The 17,322-nt window shown below is 39.1% G+C and carries 13 protein-coding genes; 3 read left to right on the top strand and 10 right to left on the bottom strand.

Annotated elements, in window-relative coordinates; genetic code table 11:
- Nucleotides 1–380: 380 nt before the first annotated feature.
- The 5 genes from BMX11_RS00715 to BMX11_RS00695 form a co-directional block, all read right to left on the bottom strand.
- Nucleotides 381–2,966, bottom strand: a complete 2,586-nt coding sequence (locus BMX11_RS00715; RefSeq protein WP_090879829.1) for a phosphoenolpyruvate carboxylase — start codon at nt 2,964–2,966, stop codon at nt 381–383.
- 261 nt (nt 2,967–3,227) lie between these two features.
- On the bottom strand, nt 3,228–4,775 hold the full coding sequence (locus tag BMX11_RS00710; RefSeq protein WP_090879827.1) for a DHA2 family efflux MFS transporter permease subunit: 1,548 nt from the start codon (nt 4,773–4,775) through the stop codon (nt 3,228–3,230).
- Nucleotides 4,776–4,783: 8 nt separating this feature from the next.
- A complete protein-coding gene (locus tag BMX11_RS00705) occupies nt 4,784–5,821 on the bottom strand; it encodes an HlyD family secretion protein (protein ID WP_090879824.1) in 1,038 nt (345 codons plus the stop codon).
- A gap of 8 nt (nt 5,822–5,829) precedes the next feature.
- Nucleotides 5,830–7,149, bottom strand: coding sequence for a TolC family protein (locus BMX11_RS00700; RefSeq protein WP_090879821.1), 1,320 nt, complete (start codon nt 7,147–7,149; stop codon nt 5,830–5,832).
- A complete protein-coding gene (locus tag BMX11_RS00695; protein ID WP_090879818.1) occupies nt 7,146–7,772 on the bottom strand; it encodes a TetR/AcrR family transcriptional regulator in 627 nt (208 codons plus the stop codon). Before BMX11_RS00695 ends, BMX11_RS00700 begins: the two co-directional genes overlap by 4 nt.
- A 115-nt stretch (nt 7,773–7,887) precedes the next feature.
- Here BMX11_RS00695 and BMX11_RS00690 point away from each other — a divergent pair, with 115 nt between their 5' ends.
- The 3 genes from BMX11_RS00690 (at nt 7,888) to BMX11_RS00680 (ending at nt 11,288) form a co-directional block, all read left to right on the top strand.
- Nucleotides 7,888–10,398, top strand: a complete 2,511-nt coding sequence (locus BMX11_RS00690) for a bifunctional glycoside hydrolase family 9 protein/polysaccharide deacetylase (RefSeq protein ID WP_090879815.1) — start codon at nt 7,888–7,890, stop codon at nt 10,396–10,398.
- A 63-nt stretch (nt 10,399–10,461) separates the two neighbouring features.
- The gene (locus tag BMX11_RS00685; protein ID WP_090879812.1) at nt 10,462–10,647 is read left to right on the top strand and encodes a hypothetical protein; all 186 of its coding nucleotides are present in this window, start codon (nt 10,462–10,464) and stop codon (nt 10,645–10,647) included.
- Between the two features lie 68 nt (nt 10,648–10,715).
- Nucleotides 10,716–11,288 (top strand): DUF2911 domain-containing protein, encoded by a 573-nt coding sequence (locus BMX11_RS00680; protein ID WP_090879809.1) that lies wholly within the window; start codon nt 10,716–10,718, stop codon nt 11,286–11,288.
- A gap of 141 nt (nt 11,289–11,429) precedes the next feature.
- On the opposite strand, the gene BMX11_RS00675 is transcribed toward BMX11_RS00680, so the two are convergent.
- From BMX11_RS00675 to BMX11_RS00655, 5 genes are all read right to left on the bottom strand, one after another.
- Nucleotides 11,430–11,894, bottom strand: coding sequence for a nuclear transport factor 2 family protein (locus tag BMX11_RS00675; RefSeq protein WP_139180104.1), 465 nt, complete (start codon nt 11,892–11,894; stop codon nt 11,430–11,432).
- Nucleotides 11,895–12,380: 486 nt separating this feature from the next.
- Nucleotides 12,381–13,247 carry an AraC family transcriptional regulator gene (locus tag BMX11_RS00670; RefSeq protein ID WP_090879803.1) on the bottom strand — a complete coding sequence of 289 codons (867 nt, stop codon included), beginning with the start codon at nt 13,245–13,247 and terminating at the stop codon, nt 12,381–12,383.
- Nucleotides 13,248–13,249: 2 nt separating this feature from the next.
- On the bottom strand, nt 13,250–13,579 hold the full coding sequence (locus BMX11_RS00665; RefSeq protein ID WP_090879800.1) for a VOC family protein: 330 nt from the start codon (nt 13,577–13,579) through the stop codon (nt 13,250–13,252).
- 148 nt (nt 13,580–13,727) lie between these two features.
- Nucleotides 13,728–14,354, bottom strand: a complete 627-nt coding sequence (locus BMX11_RS00660) for a response regulator transcription factor (RefSeq protein WP_090879798.1) — start codon at nt 14,352–14,354, stop codon at nt 13,728–13,730.
- A gap of 34 nt (nt 14,355–14,388) precedes the next feature.
- A complete protein-coding gene (locus BMX11_RS00655) occupies nt 14,389–17,304 on the bottom strand; it encodes a ligand-binding sensor domain-containing protein (RefSeq protein WP_090879795.1) in 2,916 nt (971 codons plus the stop codon).
- Nucleotides 17,305–17,322: the final 18 nt, after the last annotated feature.

Below are 17,322 nucleotides of genomic sequence, written 5' to 3'. Positions count from 1 at the left end.
CTAAGTCCAATCGCCCTCCTGAACTTTAAGAGGAGCTCTCCTAAATTAAATTCTCATTCCAATCTGTCAACGTTGAGCTTGTCGAAACGCACTAACAATACTTAATAACAAATAAAAATATTTAATAACAAAAAAGGTCTGTGAGCCACAGACCTTGGGTTCTATCGAAGGTGCTTATCATACACAACTGGGTTAAGTACATCTAAGACCTTATCCAATCGTCTTGCTGAACTTTAATGCTTTCCCCTAAATTAAATCCCATTCCAATCTGTCACGTTGAGCTTGTCGAAACGCACTAAAAATACTTAATAACAAATAAGGTCTGTGAGTCACAGACCTTGGGTCAGTTAAACAATTAAGCTTTTAACCAATTAAACCTTTTAAGCCAAATTCCTACCTGCATTCACAATTCCGAATACCGTTCTAACCGAAAGCTTTTCAAGTGCCTTTTGGTCAGTTGCATTTTGATCATGCTGCAGTTTTTCTAAAGCAAAATGCTGAATCAATACCAACGGAAGAATAATTCTTTCTCTCGTCGCAATAGATCGCTTATCTACAGGATAATTAGCCATAAGTGTTGGCTGTCCTGATAGTTTTAAGAGCATCTCCTTCGTTAATTCGAACTCATTGTGTAGTTGAGTCCAAAATGAACCAAACTCCTTGTCGGAGGCTAAATGGGCCGTAATTGCAAAATCAGATTTGCTCATGCTCATCATACAGTTATCTACGATGGTTTTTAAGTAATCAGAATCCTCATAAACCTTCACCACCTTACCCCAGTTACCAGCCTTTTCCTGGTTTTTCATGGCTGTACCCATTCCATAGAAACCAGGTACGTTTTGCTTCAACATGCTCCAGGCAGTTACAAAACTAATGGCACGTAAATCTTCGAGTTTCATTTCGCCACCACCATTTCTTTTTACCGGGCGACTGCTAATATTTGCCTGCGACAATAATTTGAGTGGAGAAAGTTTTTCCAGGTAACTCACAAACAAGGGGTGCTCACGCAAGTCAACGAAAGCTTTATAGCCATCCTCAGCCATTGCATCCAGCAACACTTTGTTTTCAGGATCTAAAAGAATATTGTGTTTCTCTTTCAAGCCAGAGGTTATCCCTGCATTGATTAATTGCTCAATATTGAACTCAGCACTTTCTACAGATCCGTATTGAGAACTGATGGTTTGCCCCTGAACGGTTAACTGAATATTTTTGTTGGCAATTTCCTTACCCATAGAAGCATAGAAACGGTGTGTTTTACCTCCGCCACGTGCAGGAGGGCCACCACGACCGTCGAAAAATGCCAATTGAATGTTATGCTTCTCTGCAACAGCAGATAAAGAGGTTTTTCCGTTAAAAATAGACCAGTTGGCCATTAAATAACCACCATCTTTAGTACTGTCAGAATAGCCTAACATGATATCCTGTTTATTACCCCTGCTGGCGAGGTGTGCCTTATAAAATGGATTGCTGTACAAAGTCTCCATAATATCTGCCGCACCCTTTAAATCGTTTACGGTTTCAAAAAGCGGCACAAAATCTATCGTTAGCGTATCCTTACTCCATCCATTCCATAAGAATAATTCCATCAATTGCAGAATATCGCTTGCTTGCTGGCAATTGCTGATAATGAAACGGTGGCAAGCCCGCTCTCCATTTCTCTTTTGTATTCCTTTAATTTCCTTGATCGTTTCGATGGTATCTTTCGTCAATTCATCCGGCGCTGATGCAAAGTTGATAGAGGCTTCTTTAAACGAAATGTGTTTCAGCTTATCTGCCTCAGAAAGCTTATCATAATCAGCAGGGTATAATGATGAAATGGGTTTATTCTGGCGACAGAACTCATGCACTTTTCTCAACACACGGCTATCCTGGCGAATATCCAGCGAAGCAAAGTAGTTACCATAAAGTTCAATCTTACGGATAAGGTCGTTTACCAGATCCACAAATAAACCCTCATGCTCTTCAAGAAGGGTATCCTTAATTTTATTTAAGCCCTCTTTCAGTTGCACAGAAATATCTTCGATCTCGATGCCCTGATCGAAAGCATTGGCATAAAGCACATCATTAAGCTTAGCAATATTTTCTTCAACTCCTCTAAAGGTAATTCTGCGTTTAATTACCCTGAAATCACGGTAGTAGCAGCGGAATAAAATCTGTCTGAGCATTTTAGAGACTTCAACCGTGGTATCAGAATGGACATTTGGATTACCATCTCTATCTCCACCCGGCCAGAAACCCAGTTCTAAAATCTTTTTGGTTTCCAGGTTATATTCATCTAAATTCTGATCAATTTCTTCCTGAATATTCGCCGCAGCAAAATAGAATACGTTTTCTAAAAACCAGGTCAGGTTTAAAGCTTCATCTACAGGCGTTGGCGATTTTTTATTAAAGAAAGGTGTTTTACCCAATTGCTGTAAAAGAGAGTTGATAGAAGTAATATCATTCTCTTTAATCGCCTGTGTTAAATCGGTAATAATGGCCAGTACATTCCCCGGATAAAACTGGGTTGGGTGGGCGGTTAAAACCAGGCGTAAAGAAAGATCATCTATTAATCGCTCAATTTTAGAAAGCATTGTTTTGTTATCTGCATTCTTTTTCAAGATGAAGGCCAAAGTGCTCTGCTCATCTGTGGTATTCAATTTGGTAAAAGAAGCATCTTCAACAGCATCAAAAAGTACAACCTGACGCTCTATGTATTGAATAAAGCGAAAGAGCAGATCAACAATATCTTTTCTGTCTGTGTAGCTGGTGTATTTAGCAAAAAATTCCTCAATTACTTGAGCAGGCTTCTGACCTTGCTTTATCCCATCTTCGCAGCTCTTAAAAAATAAAGGCAGTAATGTTCCTGTATCCTTAATTTTATAAAATGGAAGGGTAAGAAACAGACTATTAAAGAGTTCGAATTTGGAGATAACCTCGTTGTTGAAAACAGATTCTCGTTGTGTAGTTAACCGAAGTTTTGGCATGGTTTAAGCAATAGTTTTGTAGTTTGTAATACTACAAAAAATGCGTAAACAATTAAAATTCTTAGGCTTACAATTTGGAAAATTGTAGAATAAATTTTAATTTTAAAATCTTATTTGGCTACTATGTAGTGAAATAAGAACATTTGCAATGTTTAAGGGCATTGCATTGATTGTTAATTTTTTGGGTTAAAACGGCCGATCTAATAAAATAGACCGGCCGTTTTGTTTTTTATCAATATTTTCGGCAATTCTTTGCCAAAATTAGTGCACATCCACCGGAATGTTTGCGTTTTTCTTAAATTTCTGAAGATACAATAAGGGGATTGAAAACAACATGATCAGTCCTGCTACCCAGTAAGCATCATCATAAGTGAGCAACATGGTTTGTCTGGTAATTAACACTTCCATCGCCTTAAAAGCCATCACTTTCGCATCGATAAAATTTTGTCCCTTAGCCATAAAGCCCTTCACCAAAATGTTAAATCTTTCGTTAAATGCCGGGTTGTATTCGTTAACATTGCTTAACAAATTGCTCCTGTGGAAACCTTGGCGAACGTGGATTAAAGTAGTTAATGCCGCAATACCAAATGATCCTCCTAACTGGCGCATCATGTTATTTAAACCCGATCCCTGGCCAATTTCCGGACCTTTTAGATCCTGAATCGCCAAAGTGGTTAGCGGAACGAACAACAATGCCATTCCCACACCTCTAATTATTAGCGGCAAAAAGAAATCTCCTGTTCCGGATTGTAGCGTAGAGTTACTCAACATCCAACAGAAAACGAAGAACAAAATCATCCCTCCTGTGGCCATAAATTGAGCGGGAACGCCCTTTTTAAGCATAATACCAATAAAAGGCATCATTACAATGGTACATAATCCACCGGGAAACAGTAATTCTCCCGTTTGCAGGGCAGAGAAACCGAGTAAATTCTGGCAGAACACCGGAAAAACAAACACCGAGCCATACAATCCAAACCCTAAAACAAATGAGGTAAACATCCCTACAGAGAAGCTTCTGTGTCTCATAATTTTAAAGTTCACAATGGGGTGCGCTGTGGTGGTTTCCCGCCAGATGAACAACAGTAATCCAATTACCGATGCAGCTCCCAAAGCGGTAATGTACGGTGTTGCAAACCAATCTTCGCTCTCTCCTTTTTCTAAAACAGTTTGTAAACTACCTACTGCAATTGCCAGTAAAGCAATTCCCCACCAATCTACCGGTTGGCCCTTACCCTCTTTCGGGGTGGCCTTTACAAAGGTATAGGTACAGTAGGCTGCGAGTATTCCGACGGGAATGTTTACGTAGAAAATCCATGGCCATGAGCTAATATCTAAAATATATCCTCCAATGGTTGGGCCAACGGTTGGACCTACAACTGCGCCTAAACCAAATAAAGCGGTGGCTATACCCACATCTTCCCTTGGCCAGGTTTCGATTAAGATCGCTTGTGCAGTGGAAATTAAACCACCACCGGCCAATCCCTGAATAATCCTGAAGAGAACCAGTTCATTTAATGAGGTGGCATTACCACACAAAAAGGAAACCAGTGTAAAAACGATAATGGAGGTAAGAAAGTAATTTTTTCTGCCAAAACGGTTACCTAACCAGCCTGACATGGGCAATACGATAACGTTTGCTACCGCATAGCCGGTAGAAAGCCAGGCGACATCTTCTAGCGTTGCGCCCAGGTTTCCCTGTATTTGTGGAATAGCTACGTTTACGATTGTTGTATCAATCAGCTCCAATAAGGAAGCCGTGATTACCGTAAAAGTAATGACCCACTTTTTTAAACCTACTTCGGCCATTTTATTTTTTATTTAGTAGAAACTGATGCCTTAACACTCATACCCGGGCGTAATTTAGCAAGCAGTTCTTTTGATGGATGTATTTTGATTTTTACCGGAACACGTTGAACAACTTTAACGAAGTTACCAGTAGCATTGTCTGGAGGCAATAAAGATCCTTTGGCACCGGTAATAGGCGCAAAATTGTAAACTTCACCTTCAATTTTCTGATCAGGATAAGCGTCTACTTCAATTTCTACTTTTGATCCTTCTTTGATTTTCTCTAACTGTGTTTCTTTGAAGTTTGCGGTTACATAAATGCTGCCATCGTTAACAATAGAGAATAACGATTGACCGGCCTGAACCAATTGGCCTTTTTGAACATTCTTTTTAGAAACAATACCAGATGTTGGTGCTTTAATTTCTGTGTAAGAAAGTTGCAACTGAGCAAAATCGATGTCGCTTTGACGTTGACTAATTACATTATTACTTACTGCCAGTTGAGATTGCGTAGTGCCCACTTGTTTAACCGCAGCATTGTATTGGTCTAATGCCGCCTGATAAGCCGCCTGAGCAGACTCTTTAGCCGCTTTTGCCTGATCAAATGCCTGTTGGGTAATAGATCCATCTTTTACCAGGTTCGCATAACGGTCATAATCTTTTTGGGTTAAGTTTAGTTTAACGCGTGCTGCTTCTACATTGGCTTTGGCAGTACTGGTATTGGCCTGGGTAGCAATAATTTGCGATTGTGCAACGCCTACACCTGCACTTGCCCCTTTTTGTCCGGATTGTGCCTGCTCCAGCTTCACTTTAAAATCGTTATCGTCTAACTTCACTAAAACCTGTCCTTCCTGAACATGGGTATTTTCTTCAAAGTTGATGTTTTGAACATATCCGCTTACACGTGCAACAACAGGACTGATATCCCCATCAATCTGGGCATCATCTGTATCTACGTGCTTACTGTAATAATTCCACTCTACAATACCGAAAACGGCACCAATTACTAGTAAAACACCTAAAATGATAGGTACTACTATATTTTTCTTTTTCTTTTCAGTTGTCATTGCTGTATTTATTGCGTTATTTTTCCTGTTGATTTTAATAAGGTATAGTAAGCTAAACCGGCATCAGCCTTAGCTATTTCTAAATTAATTTTTGCCTGGTAAAGCAAAGTTTCGGCATCTATACGATCGGTAACCGATGCCACATTGTTTTTGTATTTCGAAGCCAATAATTTATCATTCTCTGTAGCTTGCGCAATAGAGGTTTCCAGAACCTTAATCTTATTAATGGCTACCTGATAGTTTTGATAGTTCTTATTGATATCTGTTTTTACCTGATCGGATAAAATATCCTTTTGAAGGGTGATTTCCTTTTGCTGAATTTTAGCTTCGGTAACTTTATTTTTGTTTGTCCAAAGGCTACCTACATTCCAGGAAACCGTTGCCCCCAAAGTAACAGGCAATAAATACTGGTTAACCGGAGGAATAAAACTACCACTCGGGTTAATGTAATACAGGTTTGCACCTACACCTACCGTTGGCCTGGTATTGGCTTTGATTGTTTTAACATTGAAATCGGCTACTTTATCCTGAACATCAAGTTGTTTCAATTCCTGGCGGTTTACCATTGCGGTGTTGATGTAATCACCAAGCGACCCCGCTACCTTCAGTGCGGCATCCGGATCGCTAATTTTCACTTCAGTATCTTCAGGAAGGCCTAAAAGAATATCCAGATTGTAATTGATGATTTTTCTGTTGCTCTCAATATCCATTTGAGTTAAAGTAACATTGGCTTGCTGCAATTGAAATCTCAGCACATCATTCTTGGTTACAATACCCTGCTCGAAAAAGCGCTGAGCCTGCTTAATTTGTGCCGCAATTGATTCTAAGTTCTGATCAACCACCTTTCTGCTCTGCAACACCTTGTACAAAGAATAGTAAGTGTTAATTACGGCATAACTGATTTCTTCTTTGCTTTTATCTGCATCTAAGCGGGCAACTTCTGCTAACAGCTTGGTTGATTCTTTGGCATATCTTAATTTACCCCCTCCATAAACCAGTTCCTGAACAGCTGCCGTTCCTACAAAAGCATCCGCTCTTTTAGGTAAATGCAATGCGCTTGATCCCTCTCCTAAACTGAAGGTATTGGTTGGAATTTCGGCGTGGTTATACATAAAGCTGGCACTGGCCGAAGGAAGTGCGTTATCTTTTACTACTTCCAATTGCGCTACCGCCTGGTCTATTTTATTTTGTGATAATTTTAAATTTTTACTATTGGCTATGCCAAGTTCTATTGCCTGGTTGATGTTTAGTTCCCTGGTACTCTGTGCCAATAAAGTAGCCGGAACTAATGATGCCACAAGCATTAATCGTATTGATCTGGGTATCATCTTTTTGTTGTTAAATAAACTGTTGTTAGGTCTTTTAAGTGAGCGATTGCCCGTTCTTTAATAATTTTTTTGTCTTTCGGATTGTTTAAATCCAGGGTTGCACAAGGCATTACTTTATTTGGAGAAATAACAATGTGGCTAATGGTTCCCATGATGGTTCCGATTACCATTCTTACGTCAACCTGGTTAAAGCTTCCCTCTTCTATGCCATCAGTTATAATCTTTTCTATCACATACATGTTTTGACCCATGGCATCCTTTATCTTATCATACATCTCCGGCCGCTGGGTTAGCGATAGTTCTCTATGCATCATTTTATGAAAGGCCGTATTGGATAAGATCCTGTTTACATAACCTTCTATTACCTTGTGCAATTTCTCCAGAGATGAGATTTTATCTTCGTTGATGATCCTCAATTGTGAGCCGAAACTCGCAATACGGTCGTTCATAATTTCTAAAAACACACCTTCTTTGGAACCGAAATAATAATTAATCATGGCCATGTTAGCGCCAGATTCCTTCGCAATCTGGCGGGTAGAGGTTCCCTCATACCCAGTTTCGCAGAACAACTTTTCAGCTGCCTCCAAAATGGCCTGCCTTTTATCTATCTTTTCTGTTTTCATTTCTTTTTAACGACACAAAATTAATCAATCGCTTGATTAATATCCAAATGTTTTCATGCTTGTTTTACAATTCCTTGATAAAACCCTAATTTTAAGCCACTAATCCCTGGCAGAAATGCAGAAAAAAACTTTCCTACTCGCTGTTTTATCATTTATGATCTTGCTATCTGGCTTCAAAAGTCAGGAGCCCATCAATCAAAGCTGGATAAGAATTAACTTGCTAGGTTATATGCCTTCGGGAATTAAGATCGCTGTTTGGTGCAGTAAAACGGCAGATATACCCAGTCAATTTGAAATTATTGAGCAGGAAACAGGGCAAGTTGTTTATCGATCATCGCAAATTGAAGCCTTCGGAGCATATGGTCCTTTTAAGAAAACCGCTCGTTTAAATTTTTCCGGCTTTAACGTGAAGGGGCGGTTTTACCTGCGGGTAAATAATACTTTATCACCCATGGTCATTATTAATGACGATGTATATCAAGGTACTGCTGATTTCTGCCTCCGCTATATGCGCCAGCAAAGAAGTGGTTTTAATCCATTTTTAAAGGACAGTTGCCACACCCATGATGGTTTTTCCCTGTATGGCGAAAAGGCGGGAATAAAAGACAGTACACATTTCGATGCTTCGGGTGGCTGGCATGATGCCAGTGATTATCTCCAATATGGAACTACATCTGCCAACGCCGCTTACCACTTGTTAATGGCTTACCGCGATTTCCCAAAAGTTTTTGGAGATGAAAAACAGGCCAATGGTTTAGATGGAAAAAATGGAAGAGCAGATGTACTTGACGAAGCCCGGTGGGGATTGGATTGGTTGCTAAAAATGCATCCTAAAAAAAATATCATGTTTAACCAGCTGGCAGACGATAGAGACCATTCTTCTATGCGTATCCCCAAAGAGGATAACCAATATGGGCGGGGATTTGAACGACCATTATATTTTATTACCGGCTTGCCGCAGCAAAGGGGGAAGTTTAAAAACAATACTACAGGTACCAGTTCTACAGCCGCTAAATATAGCAGTGCCTTTAATCTGGGTTCAAGCCTTTTTGCCTTGCAGGATAAAGCCTATGCCCGTACACTTTCCGAGAAGGCTAAAACGGCCTACCAATATGCACTTCAAAAGCCCGGCGTAACTCAAACAGCCTCTGTAAAATCGCCTTATATTTATGCAGAAGATAATTGGGTAGATGATATGGAGTTAGCAGCCGCTACCCAATCATTTACCCGGCCCAATAGCCATACAAAAGCACTTAAAATTGCCTCATTTTATGCTGAACAAGAAAAAACTACTCCATGGCTGCTTAAAGACACCGCAGCACATTATCAATACTATCCCTTCATAAATATTGGGCATTATGAGCTGGCGAAACAATTGGAGGGCGATGAAAAAAGTAAGATTTTGGGTTATTATAAAGCGGGCATTGAACAGGTTTGGGCCAGGGCAAAGAAAAATGCCTTCTACAGAGGTGTTCCATTTATTTGGTGCAGCAATAATTTAACTGTTGCTTTTGCCATGCAATGTATGTGGTATGGCAGTTTGACACAGGATAAAAGCTACGCTGCACTGGAGCAGGCTAACCTCGACTGGATTTTGGGTTGCAATCCATGGGGAACGAGCATGGTTTACGGCTTACCCTCCTGGGCCGACACGCCGAAAGATCCGCACTCGGCTTTTACCCATTTGAAAAACTATCCCATTGATGGTGGATTGGTTGATGGGCCAGTATATACCAATATTTACAATAGTTTAATTGGCATTAAGCTGGCAGGGGCGGATGAGTATGCAGACTTTCAAAGTGACCTTGCTGTTTATCACGATGATTATGGCGATTACAGCACCAACGAGCCCACGATGGATGGAACCGCTTCATTGATTTACTTGCTGGCAGCTAAAGAGGCTGAGGCCAGGGCTAAAACCAATCAATCTACAAGCCTCGGGGCCATTATACGTGGCGATTCTACCCAGAAGAAAATTGCCCTGGTTTTTACCGGAGATGAATTTGCTGATGGTGCGGTTCAAATTACCAAAACACTCCAAAAAGAAAAGGTAAAGGCTTCGTTTTTCCTGACGGGAAATTTTTATAGAAAGCCTGCCTTTGAAAATGCCATAAGGCAGTTAAAAGATGACGGGCATTACCTGGGCGCACATTCTAATGAACATTTACTTTACTGCGATTGGAAAAAACGTGATAGCCTGCTGGTTTCTAAAGCAGCGTTTGATGAAGACTTAATTAAAAATTATGAAGCGATGGCCAGATTCGGGATTGGTAAAAAGGACGCAAAGTTTTTCCTTCCTCCTTACGAATGGTACAATGAAACCATAGCCGAGTGGACAAAGGCACAGGATTTAACGCTGGTTAATTTTACTCCCGGCACACGTTCAAATGCCGACTACACCTACCCTGAAATGGGAAAAAGCTATCGATCGAGTGATGAAATTTACCGATCAATTGTGTCCTATAACGAAACGAAATTGAATGGGTTAAATGGTTTTGTTTTACTGCTTCATGTGGGTACAGACCCGAATAGGAATGATAAATTTTATAAGCGTTTGCCAGAATTAATCGAATATTTAAAAAAAGAGGGCTATGAAATGCTTAGAATTGATAATTTATTACGCTAAAGCTGAATAACTCAAATGTAATTTTAAAATAAATATTAACTTTGCCACCAAATAATAAAAAACATGAGTGTACAAGAAAACAGCAACAATAACTTCAACTGGCTTTATTATGCTTTAGGCTTATTCTTTGGTATTTTAACCGGAGCAATCATTACGCAAAACTACATTTTTGCTTTACTAGGCGGTGTTTTAGGTTTGTTAACAGCAGGCTTATTTTTAAACGCTATTGTTAAAGGAAGAAAATACTAGTTCTCCAAATTTCCATTTCTTACTACAATCCACATCTACCGATGTGATTTAGCTAATTTTCGAAACAAATGAAACATATATTCATTGTTGTTTTCGCTCTATTGTATTTTGGTGCGCAAGGTCAGGAGGCTGCTCAAACGGAACCGAAATTTGCTAATGCAGATTCAAGTCCGGCAGACATTGTGTATTTCCCGTTAAATGCGGCTAAAGCAAAAGAAGAGGAGCTTGTTAAGCCCAAAATAAAAATTGTTTACTCCCGTCCGCAAAAAAAAGGTCGTGAGATATTCGGCGTTTTAGAACAATTCGGAAAAGTTTGGCGCTTTGGTGCAAATGAAAGTACCGAGATCCGTTTTTATGACAAAGTAGTTATTGGCGGCAAGAAAATTAAAGCTGGAACTTACAGCATTTTTGCCATTCCGAATAAAGACACCTGGACCATCATATTAAACAGCGAAACGGATAAGTGGGGCGCTTTTTCTTATGATCAAACAAAAGATATTATCAGGATTAACGTTCCTGTTAAAACGCTTGCAAAACCCATTGAGTTTTTCTCGATCACTTTTATCCCGAAAGAAAATGGTACAGGTTTAATTGCCGCCTGGGATAAAACACAAGTGGAACTGCCCATCAGTTTTAAATAATTTGCCGATATACGAAGTTGTACTATAAATGCCAGCTTCGAATCAAAGCTGTCAGGTTGAGCTTGTCGAAATGCCCTAATAATACTTAATCAGGCTCTTCGACAAGTTCAGGATGACAATCGATCTTTATTTTTTATGGGGCTAATTACTTACTAGTTTTTTAGCATCGGTATCTCCAACCATAAACATTTTGTAAACCTGTGTTATTTTCCACTCCCCTGCTTTATTTCTTTCTATCACCACATAGTTTTGTTGGTTACCATCAAACAATTCATAATTAATATCTACTCTGGCAATTACAACGGCATCTGTTTCAGAAACAATGCTTGCGCTGATGTTGCAATCTCCCTGCTTAACCCCTTCGTTTTTCTTCATTTGGTTAAGCACATCACTTGCATTATGCTTCACCACCCTAACATCTCTGTTAGAAGTAAAAACAGCATCTTCACTTAAAACTTCCTTTAACTTCTTATAATCAGAGTTGATATAACTATCCATGAAATGATTGATAACTGAAGAATGGCTTACTGTAGGTTTATCTCCTGCAACAGCATTACCTGTGATTATAATACCTAGTAATAAAATCACTAAAGCTTTTAGTTTCATAACTATTTGTGTTTTTTTATTAAATATCGGTGCTATTCCTAGAAAAAAATATGCCGATAACACCTTAATTACCAGCGAACTGAAAAACGAAAAAGCAAAAAAAAACCCCTTCACAAACCAGTGTGAAGGGAAGCAAAAATTAAAAACTGTTTTTCTTTAAAATATCATGTGGTTATGGACGCTAATATTTACCCATTGGTGTAAAAATTTGCCCTTCGATTTAGATCTTGTTAAAAAAGCAAACTCCAATCCTGGCAGTTTGCTTTTTCAAATTCATTATTAACCTAAACAGGAAAAAACTTCTACAAATTGTCCTGTATGTGTTTTCAAAAATAGCATCGCAGGAGACAAAAAAACATGCAGAAATCACTATTTAAATTGAAGGAAGGAAGGAATGATTGAATGAGTGAATGATTGAATTAGTGAATGACAGATTGAGTGGATGAGTGAATATAGGAATGCGGTTTATTTACGATTACCTCGCCCTTAGGCCGTTTTCATTCTTTTATATTTTGCTGGTGTAATGTTGAATGTACTTTTGAAAAGCCTGATAAAAGAGCTCGGGCACTCGAAGCCTACCAGGCCAACGATTTCATGGAGCGGATAAGTAGTGTTTTGGAGAAGTTTTTTTGCCCGGGCTAATCTCAGCTGAACCAAATATTGATAAGGGCTGATCTCATAAGCCTCTTTGAATGTCCTAAGTAAATGATTTACAGACAAACAGGCGTGATCCGCTATGTTTTCAAGGAGTATATGCTGATTGTAGTTACTGTTGATGTATTCTTTTGCCAGGGTTAGCCTTTTTAAAACCTCTTGTTTCGTTTTGGATTTCATGAAGCTCAATCGCTCCATTTTTTGCAATACTTCCTTATTATAAATGCTGTGGTAGTTTAATAAGCAATGGTGAAGATATTCATTAATCAGCATTTCATCATTCAATCCCCTATCCAATTGATTTTTTAAGTGCATGATATTATAGCGCATATTTCCTGTGAAAGGGTACAACGACTCTATAAAATCAGGCCTAAGCGATGGCTCTTTCTGATCTAGCAGTTGCGCCGTTGAGCCAGAAATATTCTGTTGAAAATCTTGCAGAAATTTTTCCTCAAAAGAAATGGAAAAGGTATTTACAGGCGTAAGGGAATCTATTTTACTGCTGTAAGTGGTGCCTGCATTGAGCATGGCAAAGCTATCTGGATAGATACTTAATTTACGCTTGTGGATCATGCACTCTTCTGTGCCTGAAAAAACAAACTTGATGGTATACGCAGGGTTCTTTTGTTCGGAAATGGCTTCGCAAGTGCTATCACTTACAATCTTATTTCTGTTGCTTAACTCCTTTACGTATTTCATCACTAATCTTCGTTATAATTTCTTTTTTCCATTAAGATGTAGTCGTTTCCAAAGGGATCTGAAAACTCGGCATAAAGGCCCTCCTCGGAGTAGACAGGCGTTTGGGTAAAGTTTATACCACTGGCCTTAAAACGACAATAGTCCTTTAACAAATCTTCAGTTTGCAGGGTTATTTTCTGCATCTGATTGTCCTGCTGCAAAACCCGCTTTACCCAGATGTCATTTTCATGCGCTGCCCCAGGCAATGCTGTTGCTAAACAATCTTTTAAAAAGATATCGGTATCGATAAAAGAGGATACCTGAACCGGAAATGATTTTGAGGCTGGATTCATATCGAGTCAATTTGTATGATGTAAAATTAACCTCAAAACCTACTCAGAGAACCACCCAAAAAGGGGGATTTTAGCATAGTTTATTAAAAGAATGTTGTTATGTGAAAGATTAAGCTAAAAATGGTCTGTGTGACACAGGTCATGGGTGCTATATAAACTTCCTTTCTTTAGCCGTTTTAATGGCTTCTGACTTAGAGTTGACATCTAGCTTGACATAGATGTTCTTTACATGGCTTCTCACCGTCTCGGGGTCTATAAACAATTCTGTTGCGATTTGAGATTTCGTTTGTCCATTGGCAATTTTCTCCAATATTTCCGTTTCGCGTTTAGTTAATGGCGAATTCAGGTTCTTTTGAAAAGAATGCATCACAATGCGGGCAACATTTGTACTCATGGCTCCCCCACCCGAACTTACTTCTCTAATGGCATCTATAATTTTTGCCGCACTGGAATTTTTAGTCAGGTAGCCTCCAGCGCCCATGGTTAAGGCTTCGAAAACGAGTTCCGGGGAATCAAAAACAGTTAAAATAATAATATTGGTATGTGGCAGCGCCTTCTTGATGACTGGCAGTGCTTGAATTCCGTTGGTTCCCGGCATTTGAATATCCAGTAAAATCACGTCGGGCTGGTCGGCTGGAAGTTGCTTTTTGGCCAAATCATAAGAGCCATAGGTATTAATCACTATAAAATCTGGTACATCACTTAATAAAGATTGGTATCCCATTCTCAAAACATCATCATCTTCGATGAGTACAATGCGTAATTCTTTGCCCATTTTTTATCGATTTGCTTTTAAGACGCTAAAAAAGTCATTTTGTAACAGGAATTCGGGTAGAAATTGTTGTGGTTGTTCCTTTACTTTTTACAGAAGATATTTGAAAGGTCGATTTTATTCTTTTACACCTGGTTTGAATATTATTAAGTCCTCTTCCACGCTCTACACTATCCAGATCAAATCCCTTTCCATCGTCGGTAGTTAAAATATTAATGGTATTGTGCTCCGTTTCTATTACCATAATTAACACCTGTTTCGCCTCTGCGTGCTTTAAAACATTATTAAGCATTTCTTTAAAAATCAAGGTCAGGTTGCGGTTAAACTCCATTGATAAATGCAGCTTACTGTGTTTGGGCAGTACACCTTCCATTTTAAAAGACACGCCCGTGTTGTGGAATAAATCAATACCAAAGCTTTTAATGTGCATCAGAATTTCAAACAGGTTATCGCTCTGCGGATCTAGTGCCCAAAGAATATCTTTAGTTCCTGTATAAAGTAGTCCTGCGTTTTCCTTAATCATTCGAATCAGCTCCTTTTGCTCGGGCTGATCGTCATTTACCTTTTTATCTAATATTTCTGAAAGCACATTAATCCGCGTTAGCTTATTTCCAATATCATCATGGAAATCTTCTGCAGTTTGTTTCCTAATTTTTTCCTGCTCCTTGGTTTTGATTTTCTCGAGTTGATCTTTCTTCTTTTCCCTGCTCTTAAATATAAGGTAAAAGATTAACCAAATAACAAACATACTGAGCACAAAAGCGATTAGCTTAAACCACACGGTATCATAAAACGGCGGAATGATAGTAAAGCTAAATTGCTCGATATTGGATTGCCTGCCATTGGCGATAGCCAGAACCTGAAAACTATAACTTCCCGGCCTAATTGCCGAATATTCTATTTCGGTATTGGGAACAGGCTTGCTAAAGTCGTTATCTACCCCTACCAACTTATAACGATAAAGCACCGCCTGGGGATTACTTAAAAAAACGGCCTTGAAGTTTATAGAAATATGGTTTTGATGGTACTTAAGCTTAAAAATCTGGTTGGTTGCAGCCACATTAAACAACTGAAAGTCGTTGGCTTTATTGTTTTTATCAAACACATTAACCTGGCGGATTCGAATAAGGGGGTTTGGCTTATTTTCTACTGTTGGGTTGGTTTGGCACCTGATTAGCCCACTAATGGTGCCCACCAGGATATTCCCTTTATAATTAAGAATAGCATTCTGATTGCACTCAATAATCATGGGGTTATCGTTAAAAATTTGATAACGATTTTCAGCCTGGTTAAATGTAAGCTTATTAATGCCCCGACCGGTTCCACACCACAAATTCTGCTGGTTATCTATCGCAAAACTGTATACATCATTAGAGTTTAATCCATCGGCAATCACATATTTTTTAATGGCGTTGGTTTTGATATTCCAGCTTACTATTCCATCGCCAAGGGTAGCAAAAAGAACCTGGTCTTTGTGTTTAATAATGGATAAGACGTAGGTACCCTCCAATATTTTGATCTTAAATTGCTTATCTACCTTCTTGTTTCTAATAAGCGAAACACCGGTAGAGGTACCAACTAAAACACTATCGGCAGATAAGCCATATAAACAGGAAGAATATCCATCGAAGCCTGTTATTTTCTCTATTTTATTTCCTTTAATGTACAGGGTTGCCATTGGGTTATTGATCCACAATCCCCCGTCCCTGTCTTCCATCATGGAGGAGCACACAAATCGTTCTGGCTTTAAAACCTGCTTAAATTTCCCGTTTTCCAACTTCCAGATGCCATAATCCTGTGCGGAAACCCAAATGTTTTTCTTTGTATCGGCATAAACGAAGTAGATGTTCCGATCTTTAAGCTCCGGAACGTTTACTTCTTCCACATTTTTACCATCATATTTTAATAAACCCTTGTTAAATGTGCCTATCCAGAGATTTTGATCGCGATCTTCGGCAATGCCGCTCACCGGATACGGGAGGTCTTTACCATTAAACTTATTGTAACGGATAAAAGCATCGCCCTCATATTTGTAAAAACCATCGCTAAAGCAAGAAATCCAGATGTTATTTTCGGCATCTTTAAAAATCACCTCTACCTGATTATCACTCAAACCATTGTCTCCGTTAAAGTATAAAACCAGTTTTTTATTATTAACCAGGTAAGCACCTTTTTGAGAACCCACCCAAATGTTCCCCTTGCTGTCTTGCTCAATAGCATGGTAAATATTGATGCGCTTATCGCTAAAGAAAGGTTCAATCTTTCCTTTCTCCAGAACGAAAACACCTTTCCGGTAGGTTAAAATGTAAATCTTATCCTTCTTTGCGCTATCGAACAGGATTTTCGTGATGTAGAGCGGAGCAAAATCGGGCGGGAAGGCATGGTAAAGCGTCCAGTTATTTTTATTGAGGCGATAAAGGCCTTTCCCATTTACGGCAACAAACAACTCTCCGGCAGCATTTGCAGAAAGCATGGTAACTGCCCTGTTTTCGATGGAATAAAATACGGGGATGTTCTTGACCAGCTTAAAGAGCTTATTTTCACTGATCCCCCAGATATTTCCCTGCTGATCCTTATTGAGATAGCTAACTTCATGTCCTTTGAAAATGGTTTTGACCTTCCCCGAATGAAGCAAGTTAATCCCTCGCTCGGAGCCAAAAATAATCTGGCCATTTTTGTCCTCTACAATACTGGTAACAGAATTGGAGACCAGGCCGTCGGCTTTACTATAAGAGGTAAATTCCCTGCCATCGAAATTACTGAGCCCACCAAAAGTACCCAACCAAAGTGTTCTGTCTTTAGCTTGATAAATTTCCCTTACCTGCGATTGTGGTAATCCCTCTTTTAGGCTGTAATTGGTAAAATTATAGCTTTGCGCAAAGAGCTGAAAACCATAAACGGATAAGAAAGAAATTATGATATTTATGCCCAGAATGAGTCGTATACTTCGCATCAGGATACAAAATAAGCA

Source organism: Pedobacter rhizosphaerae, from assembly GCF_900111155.1.
In the GTDB taxonomy this organism is placed as follows: domain Bacteria; phylum Bacteroidota; class Bacteroidia; order Sphingobacteriales; family Sphingobacteriaceae; genus Pedobacter; species Pedobacter rhizosphaerae.
This window is presented reverse-complemented; position numbering and strand designations above follow the sequence as displayed.